Here is a 15,942-nt window from a genome sequence, read left to right as displayed (position 1 = left end):
GTAGTGGGGAGGGTGGGAGGTGTGGGAGGTGTGGGGAGGGTGGGAGGTGTGGGAAGTGTGGGGAGGGTGGGGGGAAAGATTTCTTTAGCATCCTTACACCGTTCGGCTGACGCTCACGGCGAAGCCCTAAACCCTTTCACCCTTACACCCAATCTCTACAGATAATCTTTGTGCGTAAAGCTTATTTATTGATACCCAGTCATAATCAACTGGGTATTAAGTAAGAGCAATAGTAAATAGTCTGCTTTAACTCAGTGTTGCTACTGGGAAAGACTGAACAATGTGCAGGGAAATTAGGCTCAAACCCTCTTCAGTTCTGCTTCTGGGCTTTTGAGTTCTACCTTTTCCTGAATGTCTTTCTTGTTTCCTTTACTGCATGAATTTCTTAATTAGCAATTTCTCCTATTAGTAAATATTTCTACAATCTCTCGATATAAGCCTTAAGAAATAGTTCAAGATTGATATGCTAAAAAGCAAAAATTTGCAATTATCGCCACAAAAAATTTTAGAAATTTATGATATTCTTTGGACTTGCTTTTATTTTCTGAATGTTAATATGTAAAAACTAAGCGGTTAAAAACTATAAACTGCAAAAATAGCGAGGAGAACCATGTCTGATACACAAACTTTGGTACAAAATTTCGGTCAAGTTTATGACAACCCTGTATTGTTAGACCGCAGTGTTACGGCTCCAGTTACAGAAGGACTAAACGTTGTCTTAGCTAGTTTTCAGGCACTTTACTTGCAGTATCAAAAACATCATTTTGTTGTAGAGGGTGCAGAGTTTTACTCTTTGCATGAGTTTTTTAACGATAGTTACAACGAAGTCCAAGACCATGTTCATGAAATTGGCGAAAGACTTAACGGTTTAGGTGGTGTACCGGCTGCGTCTTTCAGCAAATTAGCAGAATTAACTTGTTTTGAGCAAGAATCTGATGGTGTATATTCTTCCCGGAAAATGGTAGAAAATGACCTAGCTGCCGAACAAGCTATTATTAATGTGATTCGCCGCCAAGCCGCACAGGCAGAGAGTTTAGGCGACCGTGGTACACGCTATCTATACGAAAAAATTCTGTTGAAGACTGAAGAAAGAGCTTATCATTTAGCTCATTTCTTGGCAAAAGACAGCTTAACTTTGGGTTTTGTTCAACCTGCTCAAAACTAGAAATCTCATTATCTAGTTCAGTCTTTATATGGTTGCAGCAAAATCTCATAGTACAGAATATTAAGAGAAGGTAAAAAATGACAGAGAGGCAATCAGTATCTCTGTCATTTTTTATTCAGATACACAAAAAATCACAAGAAAAAATAATTCTTTGGTTAGATATTAAAAATTATTGGCAATTAAGTAAATGATAAATACTTTTATTTAAGAAATATTGTGTGTCTTGTTAAATATTTATATCAGCCGGAAAATTATACTTAAATAATTAGAGTATGTAGCAGTTTAGATAAAAATTATTTGCGGGTAATTGCGAATTTACTTTTTGAGAATTAGTTAAAACTGTCAACACAGAAAAACGGGATACCGCGTTAGTCAAGACAAGTAAGATACATAAGATAGTAAAAGAGATATATTCATCAATAGTCATTCGTCGATACTCATTTGTTCTCTGTATATCCTGGTTTTCTTACTTTCTTTTCTCTAGCGGCGAAGATTTAACCCGGAAAACTTGATAATAAACAAGATGACTGAGGGCAAAGACCCTTAAAATAATCAGGATTTGTATTTTCTTACTCCAACCCCAAGACTATGCCCCGCCGTCAAGACCTGAAAAAAATACTACTGTTAGGATCTGGCCCAATTGTGATTGGGCAAGCCTGTGAATTTGACTACTCTGGAACCCAAGCCTGTAAAGCATTACGAGAAGAAGGCTATGAGGTGGTGTTGGTCAATTCCAATCCTGCCACAATTATGACTGACCCGGAAACGGCCGATCGCACTTATATTGAGCCGTTAACACCAGAATTAGTCGCTAAAGTCATCGCTAAAGAACGTCCAGATGCTTTACTCCCAACAATGGGGGGACAAACTGCCCTCAACCTCGCCGTTGCCTTAGCTAAAAACGGTGTCTTAGATCAATATAATGTGGAATTAATTGGGGCAAAGTTAGACGCGATCGAAAAAGCGGAAGACCGGAAGCTATTTAATGAGGCGATGGCGAAAATCGGTGTGAAAGTATGCCCCAGTGGTACAGCCTCATCTTTAGAAGAATCCAAAGCGATCGCTCGTAAAATTGGCAGTTATCCCCTAATTATCCGTCCTGCCTTTACAATGGGGGGGACTGGTGGTGGTATTGCCTACAACCAAGAAGAATTTGAAGAAATGGCACAGGTGGGGATTGATGCGAGTCCGGTATCGCAAATTCTCATTGACCAATCCCTCCTCGGCTGGAAAGAATATGAATTAGAAGTAATGCGCGATTTGGCAGATAACGTGGTGATTATCTGTTCTATCGAAAACCTCGACCCGATGGGGATTCATACAGGTGACTCCATCACCGTTGCACCCGCCCAAACCCTCACCGACAAGGAATATCAACGGTTGCGGGATATGTCGATTAAAATCATCCGCGAGATTGGGGTAGAAACTGGCGGTTCTAATATTCAGTTCGCTGTTAACCCAGTGACTGGGGATGTGGTGGTAATTGAAATGAACCCCCGTGTATCTCGCAGTTCGGCGTTGGCTTCTAAAGCTACAGGTTTCCCGATAGCCAAAATGGCGGCGAAGTTAGCCGTTGGTTACACCTTAGACGAAATTAAAAACGACATCACCAAAAAAACCCCCGCCTCCTTTGAACCGACAATAGATTATGTAGTTACCAAAATTCCCCGCTTCGCCTTTGAAAAATTCCCCGGTTCGGAACCAGTGCTAACCACACAGATGAAATCAGTCGGGGAAGCGATGGCGATAGGGCGCACCTTTAACGAATCTTTCCAAAAGGCGCTGCGTTCTTTAGAAACCGGACGCGCGGGATGGGGTTGTGACAAAGCCGAAAAGTTACCCAGTGGCGAACAAATCCGCGCTTTGTTGCGGACACCGAATCCCGATCGCATTTTTGCTGTGCGTCACGCTATGCAAGTAGGGCTAACTATTGAGGAAATCTATGAACTTACAGGGATTGACCCTTGGTTTTTAGATAAAATGCAGCAGTTGTTGGAAACTGAAAAATTTATCAAGCGCACCCCGTTAAAGCAATTGACAAAAGAACAAATGTATGCTGTCAAGCGGGAAGGTTATAGCGATCGCCAAATTGCTTTCGCCACCAAAACCACAGAAGATGAAGTTAGGGCATACCGTCAAGAGTTGGGAGTCATACCAGTTTATAAAACTGTTGATACTTGCGCGGCTGAGTTTGAAGCGTTTACCCCTTACTATTATTCCACCTACGAAGAAGAAACCGAAGTTTTACCTTCCGAGAAACCCAAGGTGATGATTTTGGGTGGCGGCCCGAACCGTATCGGTCAAGGAATTGAGTTTGACTATTGTTGCTGTCACGCTGCTTATGCTTTAAAAGGTGCAGGCTATGAAACCATCATGGTCAACTCTAACCCAGAGACAGTTTCTACTGATTACGATACTAGCGATCGCCTTTACTTTGAGCCATTAACCAAAGAAGATGTTCTCAACATCATCGAAGCCGAAAACCCCGTGGGAATCATTGTCCAATTCGGCGGACAAACACCTCTGAAATTAGCACTACCTCTGCAAAAGTATTTGCAGGGAGTAGATGCTTCCCAACTCCCCACTCCCCACTCCCCAATCCCCAAAATTTGGGGTACATCCCCCGATTCTATCGACACAGCCGAAGATAGAGAACGGTTTGAGAAGATTCTCCAGCAATTAAATATCGCTCAACCACCAAATGGAATTGCGCGGAGTTATGAAGATGCGTTGATTGTGGCTAGACGCATTGGTTATCCGGTGGTGGTGCGTCCTAGCTATGTGTTGGGTGGACGAGCAATGGAAATTGTCTACTCTGATACAGAACTGGAACGCTACATGACCTTTGCGGTACAAGTAGAACCAGAACATCCCATCTTAATTGATAAGTTCTTAGAAAATGCCATCGAAGTCGATGTAGATGCGATCGCTGATCATACCGGACGGGTGGTGATTGGTGGCATCATGGAACACATCGAACAAGCCGGAATCCACTCTGGCGACTCTGCTTGTTCTTTACCTTCAATTTCTCTCCCCCCCGCCGTTCTCAATCAAATTCGTTCTTGGACTGTGCAACTAGCGCAAGCACTTTCGGTGGTGGGGTTGATGAATATTCAGTTTGCGGTGGTGGGTGCTGGTTCCTACTCTCCCCAAATCTACATTCTCGAAGCTAACCCCCGCGCTTCCCGGACTGTACCTTTTGTTTCTAAAGCTACAGGTGTGCAGTTGGCAAAACTGGCATCATTAATTATGTCGGGTAAAACTCTGGAGGAGTTAAACTTTACAGAAGAAGTCATACCTTCACATATTGCCGTCAAAGAAGCAGTTTTACCCTTTAATAAATTTCCTGGTACAGATACAATATTAGGCCCGGAGATGCGCTCGACTGGTGAGGTGATGGGCATCGACAGCGACTTTGGCCGCGCCTTTGCCAAGGCAGAATTAGCTGCTGGTGAGCGTTTACCCCTAACTGGTACTGTATTTGTGTCCATGAGCGATCGCGACAAAGCCTTAGCCGTTCCCGTAGTCAAGGAGTTTATTGACCTAGGCTTTACTGTGATGGCGACTTTCGGCACACGCCAAGTACTTCAAGAAAATAACTTAAAGGTTGAATTGGTGCTGAAACTCCACGAAGGCCGTCCCCACGTCCTGGATGCAATTAAAAACCAGAGAATACAACTCATCATCAACACACCTTCTGGTGAAGAAGCGCAAACCGATGCTAAACTCATCCGCCGCACAGCCTTAGCCTACAAAATCCCGATTATTACTACCATTGCTGGTGCCAAAGCCACCGTCGCCGCTATCCGTTCTCTGCAAAATACGACTTTAGACGTAAAAGGCATCCAAGAATATTGTATGAAGCGAGAGCCGTAATTCTGCCCGGCGTGGCACTTAATTTAACTGGAGTATGAGGGGTTTGGAGGCAGTGTAAAGATTTCACTTGTCTCCTACCCTTTTTTCATGAATCTGCTTTAAGCAGTATTTACAAGGAAAATTAAGTAATTATTATAGAAGAAACCTTATGGTTCATATTGAGATATTTTAACAAATATGAGTAAACTAATTTTTCTCTCTGCGAATTTTTATTAACTGGCAAGTGCGATCGCCCTCATCCCATCTCAAGCAATTATACTCATTCCAAATACTTGCCAAACAATTGATTGATAGGAGTCTCAGCCCAAAACCACAAATTCATAATTTTTGCCTACCTATTGACCACAGTCTATGGTTCTCATTGTTGCTGTACGAGGGATAAAGCTCGATCAACCACTGTGTTGAGGCTATTACAATCATTCTCAAATTCAATCGTTTTCAGCCTGTGGGGCTTTGCAATCTTTTTAATAAATGTTACAATTATTAACAAAGTTTAAAGATGTAAGGTGTTGTTCTAGCTACTCTTATCTATCCGTAGATACTTGTACAATCTCAGAAAAAACTGTAACGTCTAGCAGTTAATAGCCTAATTTGATTAATAAAATCTGCCGCCCGTAACGGAAGCGTAAATCGTAAACCATATCATGTGTTCCCAAGTCAATTGGGCAGCACCTCAACAAACATCTATTTATCAGTTATCTACTAGTTAGTTGAATGACTACAGCAATCAACCCCCCAACATCACCAATCAGTAGCGCCGTCAAGACGGCCCCGACAGCTACAGACCTCGTGCGGACTTATCTGCGTGAGATTGGCCGTGTACCCCTGTTAACCCATGAAGAAGAAATTCGCTACGGTAAACAGGTGCAGCGTTCAACTGCTTTACAAGAACTTCGAGAATCTTTAGCTGGCAAGTTAGGTCATGAACCCACATTAGAAGAATGGGCGAAGGAAGCCAAGCTAGATACAACCGAATTGAACAAAGCGATCGCCGAGGGTGAAATTGCGAAACGTAAAATGGTCGAAGCCAATTTGCGCTTAGTCGTATCTGTCGCCAAGAAATACATCAAGCGCAATGTAGACCTACTTGACCTGATCCAAGAAGGTAGCATTGGAATGCAACGGGGTGTAGAAAAATTTGACCCCACCAAAGGTTATCGGTTTTCTACCTATGCTTACTGGTGGATTCGCCAAGCAATTACGCGGGCGATCGCCGAAAAAGCCCGTACCATTCGCCTACCCATTCACATCACCGAAAAACTCAATAAAATCAAAAAAGCCCAGCGTCAGTTATCGCAAAAACTCGGACGCGCCCCTTCAGTCGGCGAATTAGCCCAAGAACTAGACCTAACTCCCAAACAAGTCAGAGAATACCTCGAAAAAGCCCGTTTACCCCTTTCCTTAGATTTGCGCTTGGGAGACAACTACGACACTGAACTTGGAGAAATGCTAGAAGATCCTGGTGCTTCTCCCGAAGAGTTTGTTATGCAAACCTCCCTCTCATCGGATTTAGAACGAGTCATGGCGGAACTCACCCCCCAACAGCGAGAAGTCATCACCTTGCGCTTTGGGTTGATTGACGGTCAAGCCTTAACCTTGGCCAGAATCGGTGAAATCTTAAACATCAGCCGTGAACGAGTCCGCCAAATTGAACGGGAAGCCTTAAACAAACTCCGCAAATCCAAAGCCACCATGAATGAGTATTTGGCGAGTTAGTTCTTTGTCATTTGTCCTTGGTTATTAGTAGCAGGACTTACGCATCAAAATTTTCTGTGGGGATTGGGTGTGAGGGTGAAAGGGTTTTGAATACTTACACCCTTATACCCTCATACCCCTGCACCCTGTTCTAAAACCTTATTTTCTCGTTTTTTTGCGTAAGTCCTAAGTAGTTCACAAATGACCAATAACCAATGACTAAATAACTATTAGGCGAGAAAATACTCCGGTTTTGGTACGGTTACACCGACTTCTATATGAGAATGTGCCTGTTAAATTATTTAACAGGAACAATAAAAGGGCAGCGATCGTTAAATATAAGACAGGCACATCTTATCTCAGTTGCAAACATAGCCACCAGCAACAGTAGTACAGGAGGTTAAACGTGAGTAACCAATCTAATCGAGTCTCAGAAGAATTTTTCCCCAGCGACGCATCAGAAACCAGTAACTTACTGTGGCAATATGTTAAATCTTTAAGTCCCGAAACAGTAAGCCATTTATCTAAACCAACATCTCCCGAAGTCTTCCAAGTCATGGAACGCAACATTGTGGGGTTGTTAGGTAACTTACCACCAGAACACTTTAATATGACCATTACAACCAGCCGGGAAAGTCTTGGTCGTTTGCTGGCCTCCGCAATGATTAGTGGTTATTTCCTGCGTAACGCTGAACAACGTATGGACTTTGAAATGGCGCTACAAGGTACAGAAACCGATAATCAAGAATAGGAAGAGAGACAAGGGAAGAAGATGTTTAGACATTAGATTTCTCAGAATAGATTAATCAATAGGTCTGAAATCAAAACTTGTAGCTTTGGGCGACTTCTGCGACAATATTTAAGCAATTACAAGAAATTTGACTATCAATCATATAAACTCGGCAGATTCAAAATTATCCTGCCGAGTTTTTTGATCAGTCTGCGAGATCCCCGACTTCTTCAAGAAGTCGGGGATCTGACCACTCCAGTTGATTAGATAAATCAGTGAAGTACCTACAGCGACCTTCGGTACACTGTAGGCTTCCTGTCTCGCTTGCCACTGCTCTGTTAGGAACACTTTTTGATCAAGCTAAATCTGTAATCTAAAATCTAAAATTGATATGACTTCTATTCCACATAAAATTATTGGTGTCGCCGTCATTTGGAATGACCAGCAGCAAGTTTTAATTGACCGTCGTCGTCAGCAAGGTGCAATGGGTGGTTTATGGGAATTTCCTGGGGGCAAAATTGAACCAGGAGAAACCATAGAAGAATGTATCCGGCGAGAAATAGCCGAAGAATTAGGTATAGAAATTGTAGTCAAAGACCATCTCATCACCATCGACCATACTTATACCCAATTGCGTGTAACTTTAACAGTGCATCACTGTCACCTGTTATCAGGTATTCCCCAACCGCTAGAATGTGAGGAAGTTCGCTGGGTCAGCTTAGATGAATTAGAAAATTATGCTTTTCCCGAAGCTAATGGTCAAATTATCGCCGCTTTAAAAAGTGCTGAGTATAAAGTTCTGAGTGCTGAGTAAAGCAGTTCAGTTAAGAGAATAGTAGCGATAGCGTAACCCAACAAAGTCTGAGTAAAGCAGTCTTTTAACTTTTGACTTTTAACTTTTTACTTACTTATGCCTTCTCCATTTCCTGGGATGAATCCCTATCTAGAGCATCCAGCATTATGGTCTGGGATTCATCATCGCTTAATAACTGCGATCGCTAATGATTTATCACCACAAATTCGACCAAAATATATTGTGGCGATTGAAGAGCGTGTTTATCAAAGTAGCGGTGAGGAATCTTTATTAATTGGTGTTCCTGATGTATCAGTGCAACGAGCGAGGACTAACATCAATCAACCTAATAATATCGCCCTTGTTACTCCCAATGTTGAGCCAATAGAAGTAACAATTCCTTTGCCAGAAGTCATAACAGAAGGTTATTTAGAAATTCGGGCAGTACAAACCAATGAAGTTGTTACAGCCATTGAAGTTCTATCCCCTAAGAATAAGCAATCTGTGATGGGTCGCTTGCAATATGAAACAAAACGTCAAACAGTCTTAGGCAGTTCTACTCATTTGGTTGAAATTGATTTACTCCGTCAGGGAAAACCAATGCCGATTTTGGGTAAAACCATAGAAAGCGATTATCGAATTTTAGTTAGCCGCAGCGAAGTCCGCCCCAAAGCAGAACTCTATGGTTTTAATCTCAAAGATACTATTCCTCAGTTTGCCTTACCTTTGCACCCAGAAGACCAAGAACCATTCTTAAATCTCCAAAAGGTCATCAATGATATTTATGACCAAGGTAGTTATGACTTGAGAATTGATTACACTCGTGACCCCATACCTGTACTATCAGTCACAGATACAGCTTGGCTAAGTGAACTGCTGCGTCAACAAGGTTTAAGGTGAAATGAGCAAATGACAAAAAAACTACTCCCCATTCCCTACTTCCTACCTCCGTTTGGTGAGCGCAGTCGAACCACTGCCTTCTGCCATAACATTGTCCACAAGTAACAATCTATTAATTCAATTCAGTTCATCCCGGCAATTTTCTACAATAATGCCAGAGACTGTAAAAAATGGTGTCAGCAAGCAAATGTCTAGAAATGTTGACGACGTAATGAGCCGCAACCCGATTGTTGTTCGGCCGGAAACTCCTCTAAAGGAAGCTATTCAAATTTTGGCAGAGAAACGCATCAGTGGGCTGCCTGTGGTGGATGATGTCGGTCAACTGGTGGGGATTATCTCGGAAACTGACTTGATGTGGCAAGAAACTGGTGTAACTCCGCCTGCCTACATTATGTTTTTGGATAGTGTGATTTATTTAAAAAATCCTGCCACTTACGATCGCGATTTACATAAAGCGTTAGGGCAAACCGTGGGAGAAGTGATGAGTAAACATCCGGTCACTATTTCCCCCAACAAAACCTTAAAAGAAGCAGCACAAATGATGCACGATCGCAATGTGCATCGCTTACCTGTATTAGATAGCCAAGGTCAAGTTGTTGGCATTCTTACCCGTGGTGATGTGATTCGGGCAATGGCAGCAAGTTAATCATGGTCATTAGTCATTAGTCCTTTGTCATTAGTTAGGAGTTTCTTGACTATTGACTATGGACATTTGACGATTAACTATGGAGATTTTTTAAAACATTTTAGAAGTTAGGATCATTAAATGAGTATTACTCCTGAGTCGGTAAGACAAATGCTCAGTTCTGAAGATTTGGGCGATCGCCTGCGTGCTGTCAATCAAATCCGCGACTTAGAACCCGCAGTTGGTTTAGAACTTGTGCAGATTGCTATAGGTGATAGCAACTCAAGAGTGCGTTACTCAGCCGTGAGTCAGATGGATACACTCGGTACACAGGATTTGCAATTGTCTTTGGATATTTTACGCGATCGCTTGATCAATGACCCCGAAGCCGATGTGCAAGCCGCCGCCGCCGATTGTTTAGGTGCGCTCAAATTACACGATGCTTTTGTAGATTTACAGCACCTTTACCACTCTACTAATGAGTGGCTAGTTCAATTCAGCATCATTGCGGCATTAGGCGAATTAGGTGATCCGCGTTCTTTTGACTTACTCCAAGAAGCTCTGTCATCCGAGAACGAATTAGTCCAAACTGCTGCGATTAGTTCCTTTGGTGATTTAGGAAATACCGCCGCAATTCCTTTATTAGCACCATACTCTACTAATCCCGATTGGCAAATGCGTTATAGAGTCGCCCAAGCTTTAGCCAGACTGGGTGGCGCAGAAGCCAAAGCGATATTGGAAACTATGGTGAATGATCAAGTCGAAGCAGTCGCCACAGAAGCACAGAAATCTTTGCAGACTTTTTAGTGATTCGTTAATTTAGGCGATCGCACCGTTGTGAGTTGCAGGTGCGATCGCTCTCCACATCAGAAAAGTCTTAAGATTCTTTGTGTCACAATTGAGGAACAAACAATAAATCCCACAAACGAGCAAGCGCAAGCCTGTGTGCGTGTCTGCCAAATGTTATCAAACACCTATCGCAGTATAGAGTTATTCCGCTTTGATGACCAAACCAAAATAGTGTTTATTTTTGTGAATGAGGAAATTCAAATCATTGTACCCCCTGATGGAAATTGGAGGTTTTTCAATGCGTCCGAATTTTGAAGCTATGACTAACAAAGAATTGATAGCTTATGCGCTGGCACATCGTGAGGATGTAGAGCCTTTGCGTGTACTGTATAGTCGTCGTACTCCAGACTCGGAAGCGACATGGTACGGGCCAATGTTTGCTGAAGATGGTACGCCAATTGAAGAGAATATTCGGATAGCGGAAGAAGCACTTAGACAACGTATTGAACAAGCAGAGAAAAGAAAACAAGATTCTCAAAGTTAGCTTATCCACCAAATACTTGCGGCCAAGTTGTCACCATAAAAACTGCAACTGCTGCAACTGCTAATAAACCTTGAATCAAATTTCCGACTAATGTACCGACGACAATTCCAATACCTGCTTTCACTGCTGGCCATAATTCTCGGCGGTAAATAAATTCACCGACAATTGCACCTAATAGTGGCCCCAGTAACATTCCGAGTAACGGCCCGCCAAAGGGTAAAGCTGGTAAGAATCCCAAAATTCCTAATACTAACCCTACAACTGCGCCAATTTGTCCCCATTTACTAGCACCTGCTTGTTTTGCGCCGATATAACTGGCTAAAAAATCAACGCCTACACTTAATAGCAAAACAATTATTGTAACTATTAACGGTATCTTAATCGCTGCAAAAGAACCGCTAACAATTCCCCAAATAATAATTGCGGTTAAAATTAAGCTGCTACCAGGAATTGCTGGCACTACAGCACCAATAATTCCCACAACCATTAAGGCAATTAGTAACCAATAAATAATTTGCATAAGTAATTTTTAATTATGAAGCATCAACGCTGATTTGTTGGAGAGTTACGGCTAATTTATCAGCAATGCCAGCAATCCAATTTTCATCTTGTTTGGTGTAACTTCTGGGTGCATTGGCTCCTAAAATCATCGCACCTTGATTGCTAATTGGTTGACAAATTACTCCTTGAGTATTTTCGGGTAAGTAATCAAATTCTATTCTGCCGGGGTAGAGGTTTAAAGCTACTAAATAAACTGGCTGTTGTTTTTCGATAACCCGGTTGAAAATTGGCCCTGGTACGACTTCTGTTTTAGAACCCAGAATACCGCGACGTAACAAAACTTTGCCTTGATATACAACTACCAGCGATCGCGTGACGGTATTCGTTAATATCAAGTGAGATGCCCAGGCTAGTTCTGTTTTCACGGCTTCTGGTAAGTCTTCTGACAGGATAAAACCTTCTTCCCCAATCAGTTTCACAACTTCAGGCGATCGCGGCTGTACTTGCTGCCAAATTAACCCCGTTAAAATTAACACAGCACTTAAAATTACACCCAACACATCGCCACGGGATTGGGATTCTGTAAGTTCTGGTGTTAATAAACGGTTAATCAGCAAAAGTATAGCGCCTAACCCACCAACAACTAGGGGTAAACGGCGCAGAACTCGATTGGGATCATCAGGTTTAGTCATCTTAAGTGCTGAGTGCTGAGTCACCGAAGTTTGCTCAACGCGGGGAACCCGCGCACGCAACTTCTCGCTGAGTGCTGAGTAATGAACGATAAGATTTCATACTTCACACTTCATACTTTCCTTTACTCTTCTCCAGGTTCAATTATGCGTTGAAACAGATAACCTGTACCGCGTGCAGTCAGGATTAGTTCTGGGTTACTGGGATCGTCTTCTAATTTTGCTCGTAACCGAGATATATGCACATCTACTACCCGCGTATCTACATGGCGTTCTGGTGTGTATCCCCAAACTTCTTGCAAAATTTCGGAACGAGAGAAGGCTTCGCCAGAACGACTAACTAGCAATTCTAGTAAACTGAATTCCATTCCTGTCAAGCGAATGCGTTCATCGCCTTTGTAGACTTGGCGTTTGTTGGTATCGATTTTGATATTCCCTACGTGAATTACACCCGAACTGGGGATACCCGACGCACCTGTTTTATCGACACGGCGCAAGACTGAGCGAATCCGCGCTTCTAGTTCTTTGGGGGAGAATGGTTTAACTACGTAGTCATCAGCACCTAATTCTAAACCTGTGATGCGATCGGCAACGTCCCCCAAGGCTGTTAGCATAATGATAGGGACATCTGATTCCTTACGTAATTCTTGACACACGCCGTAGCCATCCAGCTTTGGCATCATCACATCCAACACTACTAAATCAGGATCAGATTTGCGAAAAGTGTCCAACGCTTCTTCACCGTCGCCAGCCGTCACCACATCGTAGCCAATCATCGAAAGGCGCGTTTCTAAAATCCGACGAATGCTGGCTTCATCGTCTACCACCAGAATTTTTTCTTTATGACTTTCCAAGTTTCTCAATTCTCCTTAACTAAAATTTTTCATGATTAATTTTTAATACCATAATATTAAGATATCATTCCCACAATTGATTTGAAAAATGCGGTAGAACCCAGTTTTGTTTGACTTTAGATTTCTGTAAGAATTAAGAAAAAATTAAGAATAATTAACTTAATTAAGATTTAAGAATGCCTAAGCCTAAAACCTTTTACATTTGTAACGAATGTGGTGCAGAATCTCCCCAGTGGTTTGGTAAATGTCCTAATTGCGGAACCTACAATTCTTTAGAAGAACAATTTGCGATTCAATCTTCTGTGGATGTCCCCACAAGAGGCGGAGTCAGCAGTTGGCACAAAGAGCAAAATAATGGTAAGCCTAATGCTAAACCAGCAAAACCGCGAGCTTCACTGACTTTTGATCAAATTAGCGATCGCCAAGTCACGCGCTGGGAATCTGGCTATGGAGAATTAGATCGAGTCTTGGGTGGTGGCGTTGTTCCCGGTTCAATGGTGTTAATTGGTGGTGATCCGGGAATTGGGAAATCGACATTATTGTTGCAAGTATCCAATCAACTGGCGCAGAGATATCGTATTCTTTATGTTTCTGGGGAAGAATCAGGACAACAAGTCAAATTGCGGGCTTTGCGTTTGGGTGTGTCTAAACCGATGAATGTAGTTGGGGATGCTAATGATAAACAAACTGAGTCTCAGGAAAATACAGAAGCATCAGAAACATCCGCTACTACCGAAGCATTAGAAGCAGAAACACCAGAAGGCATGAGTGCAGACTTGTATGTATTACCAGAAACTGATTTAGAAGAGATTTTACGGGAAATAGATTCCCTCAGACCGAATGTAGCGGTAATTGATAGTATTCAAACGGTGTTTTTTCCGGCTTTGACATCTGCACCTGGTTCGGTAGCCCAGGTAAGGGAATGTACCGCCGCTTTGATGAAAGTGGCGAAGCATGAAGATATTACGATGTTAATTGTGGGACACGTCACCAAAGAAGGTGCGATCGCCGGGCCGAAAGTTTTAGAACACTTAGTAGATACAGTATTGTACTTTGAAGGCGATCGCTTTGCCTCCCACCGCTTATTAAGAACCGTGAAAAACCGCTTCGGGGCCACCCACGAAATCGGTATCTTTGAAATGGTAGAACACGGACTGCGAGAAGTTTCTAACCCTTCAGAGTTATTTTTAGGCAATCGTGATGATCCCGCACCTGGGACAGCAATTGTGGTGGCTTGTGAAGGTACACGCCCGATTGTGGTGGAATTACAAGCCTTGGTTAGTCCGACAAGTTACCCCTCACCCCGACGCGCTGGAACTGGAGTAGACTACAACCGCTTAGTCCAAATTCTCGCCGTCTTAGAAAAACGTGTGGGGATTCCTATGTCTAAATTAGATTCTTATGTTGCTTCGGCGGGTGGATTGAGTGTAGTAGAACCAGCCGTAGATTTAGGAGTTGCGATCGCGATTGTTGCCAGTTTCCGCGATCGCATTGTTGACCCTGGTACAGTTTTGATTGGGGAAGTCGGCTTGGGTGGACAAGTCCGCGCCGTTTCCCAAATGGAACTGCGGTTAAAAGAAGCAGCTAAATTGGGATTTAAAAGAGCGATCGTCCCGAAAGGCACAAAATTTCCTGACCTTAATCTAGAAATCTTACCAGTATCCAAAGTAATTGATGCAATTATCGCCGCCATCCCCCATCAAACACTAGAAGATAGCGATTTCGATCCCGACGATGACGAATAGGTAACTTTCTTCCCCACTCCCAACTCCCAACTCCCAACTCCCTAGCAAATATGACAGCCACCATCACCCAAACCTACCAAATCACTTGGGAAAAACTACCCGAAGATTATATTCTGCCTGATGAACCAGTGGACAACATCAACCAACCAGCCTTAGCCGCAGCCTTAACCCAAAGCCTAGAACTAGCAGGAAAACTCCCAGTTAATGCGCTGACACCAACAAATTACGGCATTTGCGCCACTTTAAACGGTGCAACAGTTGTCAAAGCACCAGATTGGGCATATATTCCTAACATTACAGTCAGCAGAGAAGAAGTAATTCGCAGTTACACGCCGCAATTAGAAGGAGACATCCCCATAATTGTGATTGAATTTCTCTCTGATAAAGATGGCGGAGAATATTCCATCAAACCAACGTATCCCCCTGGTAAATGGTTTTTTTACGAGTGCATTTTAAAAGTACCAAACTATGCAATTTTTGAACCAGCCAGTGGTAACTTAGAGGTTTATTTGTTAGATAACAACACAGGTAGGTATGCCATACAAAGTCCTAACGAAAACCAACATTACTTGATAGCCGACATGAATCTTTACCTTGGTGTATGGCAAGGTACACATGAAAATCGTACAGGTTATTGGTTGCGCTGGTGGGATGAAAATGGACAATTATTATTGTGGGGTTCTGAGTTAGTTGAACAAGAACGCCAACGTGCAGAACAAGAACGCCAACGTGCAGAAAGACTAGCAGCACAATTACGAGCAGCAGGTATTGAACCACAAGATTAAATTTTTGGTCAATACTTCCATAACATAAGCTTTAATCCCGCACCCCACTCTTCCTTATCTGATACCATTTCACTTTAAAAATGATACGGATATGCAAGTAGCGCCTCGACTTCGCTCGGCGACCAGAAGCAGAGTTGCAGAGGAAGCGATTTCTATCAGTAATTTCGTGAAATGGTATGAACAGTGGGGTTTACTCTGTCTGTATTATTTCAGTTCCGGAAACTGCTTAATTGATATTGGATCTATAGCCA

Annotated in this window: 16 protein-coding genes; 13 read left to right on the top strand and 3 right to left on the bottom strand. The window is 42.7% G+C overall.

Features of this window, described 5'->3' with window-relative positions; all coding sequences use genetic code 11:
* The first annotated feature begins 3 nt into the window (after positions 1-3).
* From H6G77_RS09350 to H6G77_RS09305, 11 genes are all read left to right on the top strand, one after another.
* The gene (locus H6G77_RS09350) at positions 4-165 is read left to right on the top strand and encodes a hypothetical protein (protein WP_190871410.1); all 162 of its coding nucleotides are present in this window, start codon (positions 4-6) and stop codon (positions 163-165) included.
* 445 nt (positions 166-610) lie between these two features.
* Positions 611-1,165, top strand: a complete 555-nt coding sequence (locus H6G77_RS09345; protein WP_190591237.1) for a Dps family protein — start codon at positions 611-613, stop codon at positions 1,163-1,165.
* 588 nt (positions 1,166-1,753) lie between these two features.
* Positions 1,754-5,041 (top strand): carbamoyl-phosphate synthase large subunit, encoded by a 3,288-nt coding sequence (carB, locus tag H6G77_RS09340; RefSeq protein ID WP_190591238.1) that lies wholly within the window; start codon positions 1,754-1,756, stop codon positions 5,039-5,041.
* A gap of 714 nt (positions 5,042-5,755) precedes the next feature.
* On the top strand, positions 5,756-6,757 hold the full coding sequence (locus tag H6G77_RS09335) for an RNA polymerase sigma factor, RpoD/SigA family (protein ID WP_190591239.1): 1,002 nt from the start codon (positions 5,756-5,758) through the stop codon (positions 6,755-6,757).
* A 385-nt stretch (positions 6,758-7,142) separates the two neighbouring features.
* Positions 7,143-7,487: a DUF760 domain-containing protein gene (locus H6G77_RS09330; protein ID WP_190591240.1), complete on the top strand. Its 345-nt coding sequence runs from the start codon at positions 7,143-7,145 to the stop codon at positions 7,485-7,487.
* Between the two features lie 370 nt (positions 7,488-7,857).
* Positions 7,858-8,280, top strand: coding sequence for an 8-oxo-dGTP diphosphatase MutT (gene mutT / locus H6G77_RS09325; RefSeq protein WP_190871409.1), 423 nt, complete (start codon positions 7,858-7,860; stop codon positions 8,278-8,280).
* A 96-nt stretch (positions 8,281-8,376) separates the two neighbouring features.
* A complete protein-coding gene (locus tag H6G77_RS09320; RefSeq protein WP_190871408.1) occupies positions 8,377-9,159 on the top strand; it encodes a DUF4058 family protein in 783 nt (260 codons plus the stop codon).
* A 187-nt stretch (positions 9,160-9,346) separates the two neighbouring features.
* Positions 9,347-9,805 (top strand): CBS domain-containing protein, encoded by a 459-nt coding sequence (locus H6G77_RS09315; RefSeq protein ID WP_190591315.1) that lies wholly within the window; start codon positions 9,347-9,349, stop codon positions 9,803-9,805.
* 120 nt (positions 9,806-9,925) lie between these two features.
* Positions 9,926-10,591, top strand: a complete 666-nt coding sequence (nblB, locus tag H6G77_RS09310; protein WP_190871407.1) for a phycobilisome degradation protein NblB — start codon at positions 9,926-9,928, stop codon at positions 10,589-10,591.
* A gap of 75 nt (positions 10,592-10,666) precedes the next feature.
* Entirely contained in the window at positions 10,667-10,888 is a 222-nt protein-coding gene (locus H6G77_RS36575; RefSeq protein WP_396020671.1) for a DUF6888 family protein, read from the top strand.
* Positions 10,872-11,117 carry a DUF6887 family protein gene (locus H6G77_RS09305; protein WP_190871406.1) on the top strand — a complete coding sequence of 82 codons (246 nt, stop codon included), beginning with the start codon at positions 10,872-10,874 and terminating at the stop codon, positions 11,115-11,117. Before H6G77_RS36575 ends, H6G77_RS09305 begins: the two co-directional genes overlap by 17 nt.
* Before the next feature lies 1 nt (position 11,118).
* On the opposite strand, the gene H6G77_RS09300 is transcribed toward H6G77_RS09305, so the two are convergent.
* The 3 genes from H6G77_RS09300 to rpaB form a co-directional block, all read right to left on the bottom strand.
* Complete coding sequence (locus tag H6G77_RS09300) at positions 11,119-11,637, bottom strand: DUF456 domain-containing protein (protein WP_190871405.1); 519 nt, start codon at positions 11,635-11,637, stop codon at positions 11,119-11,121.
* Between the two features lie 13 nt (positions 11,638-11,650).
* On the bottom strand, positions 11,651-12,310 hold the full coding sequence (locus H6G77_RS09295) for a cofactor assembly of complex C subunit B (RefSeq protein ID WP_190871404.1): 660 nt from the start codon (positions 12,308-12,310) through the stop codon (positions 11,651-11,653).
* A gap of 122 nt (positions 12,311-12,432) precedes the next feature.
* A complete protein-coding gene (gene rpaB / locus H6G77_RS09290) occupies positions 12,433-13,161 on the bottom strand; it encodes a response regulator transcription factor RpaB (RefSeq protein WP_010997963.1) in 729 nt (242 codons plus the stop codon).
* A gap of 176 nt (positions 13,162-13,337) precedes the next feature.
* Between rpaB and radA the strand changes: the two genes are divergently transcribed.
* Together radA and H6G77_RS09280 are read left to right on the top strand one after the other, a co-directional pair.
* A complete protein-coding gene (gene radA / locus H6G77_RS09285) occupies positions 13,338-14,906 on the top strand; it encodes a DNA repair protein RadA (RefSeq protein ID WP_190591247.1) in 1,569 nt (522 codons plus the stop codon).
* Between the two features lie 50 nt (positions 14,907-14,956).
* Positions 14,957-15,691 (top strand): Uma2 family endonuclease, encoded by a 735-nt coding sequence (locus H6G77_RS09280; protein WP_190591248.1) that lies wholly within the window; start codon positions 14,957-14,959, stop codon positions 15,689-15,691.
* The last annotated feature ends 251 nt before the right edge of the window (positions 15,692-15,942 follow it).

The organism is Aulosira sp. FACHB-615 (assembly GCF_014698045.1).
Lineage (GTDB): Bacteria > Cyanobacteriota > Cyanobacteriia > Cyanobacteriales > Nostocaceae > Nostoc_B.
The sequence above is the reverse complement of the archived record's forward strand: the minus strand, read 5'-3'. Positions and strand labels throughout refer to the sequence as shown.